Annotated in this window: 1 protein-coding gene; it reads right to left on the bottom strand. The window is 59.3% G+C overall.

Features of this window, described 5'->3' with window-relative positions:
• Window positions 1-350, bottom strand: a 350-nt coding sequence (locus AC3XQU_RS23215) for a Gp37-like protein (RefSeq protein ID WP_489876512.1), incomplete at its 3' end; no start/stop codon positions are given.
• Window positions 351-376 lie beyond the last annotated feature (26 nt).

Below are 376 nucleotides of genomic sequence, written 5' to 3'. Positions count from 1 at the left end.
ATGTACTCGAACCCCTTGTCGTCACCGCGGTTGGTGATCGACACGGCCTTGCCTGTCCACTCCTTGCCTGCCATCTGCACGCGGATGTGGAGGTCCTCGTCGTCGCCGAGTTCTTCGATGATCCACTCGCGGACTTTGTGATTGCCGAAGAGCGTGAGGTCACCTTCGCCGGTGTCGTTCAGCTTCTCTTCGAACGAGGCGGTGACTTCGCCCATGATCGGGACGGGGTTGCGCCAGTTCTTGTCGTAGAGGGTGATCTTCGGGCGTGAACGCATGATCGAGATGCGTTCGATGGTTCGTTGGCGAATGGCCTTCCGAACTTCGTCGGGTGTCATCAAGGTCGTGGGCATCAGCAGCCACCTCGATCACGGTAGGC

The organism is Telluria sp. AZSoR62 (assembly GCF_058111565.1).
Note: the sequence above shows the minus strand (reverse complement) of the source record. Positions and strands in the feature narration are given on the sequence as shown.